This is a genomic window from Streptosporangium sp. H16 (genome assembly GCF_051918855.1).
Taxonomy (GTDB): Bacteria; Actinomycetota; Actinomycetes; order Streptosporangiales; family Streptosporangiaceae; genus Streptosporangium.
This window is the reverse complement of sequence record NZ_JBPXMD010000142.1, coordinates 1-566: the sequence shown is the minus strand read 5'-3', so window position 1 is coordinate 566 and position 566 is coordinate 1. Positions and strand designations below refer to the sequence as shown.

Annotated in this window: 1 protein-coding gene; it reads right to left on the bottom strand. The window is 67.3% G+C overall.

All coding sequences use genetic code 11. The features are described 5' to 3' along the window. Positions 1-566 (bottom strand): TCP-1/cpn60 chaperonin family protein (locus tag ACTOQ2_RS44060; protein WP_386164234.1); only part of this gene is annotated, 566 nt, incomplete at both ends.

Genomic DNA, 566 nt, shown 5'->3' with positions numbered 1-566 from the left:
CCCTTGTCGAAGCGCATGCCCTCGGTGAGCTCGAGCTCGAGGCCGAAGGTGTTGCTCTCCTCGACGGTGATGACGCCTTCCTTGCCGACCTTGTCCATCGCCTCGGCGATCATCTCGCCGATCTGCGGGTCGCCCGCGGAGATGGAGGCGGTGGAGGCGATCTGCGCCTTCGTCTCCACGTCCTTGGCGAGCTTGGACAGCTCCTCCGACACGCGCTCGACGGCGGCCTCGATGCCCTTCTTCAGGGACATCGGGTTGGCGCCGGCGGCGACGTTGCGAAGACCCTCACGGACGAGAGCCTGGGCGAGCACGGTGGCGGTGGTGGTGCCGTCACCCGCGACGTCGTCGGTCTTCTTGGCGACTTCCTTGACGAGCTCGGCCCCGATCTTCTCCCACGGGTCCTCGAGCTCGATCTCCTTGGCGATGGAGACACCGTCGTTGGTGATGGTGGGGGCGCCCCACTTCTTCTCCAGCACGACGTTACGGCCCTTGGGGCCGAGGGTCACCTTGACGGCGTCCGCGAGCTGGTTCATGCCGCGCTCGAGACCGCGCCGGGCGTCCTCGTT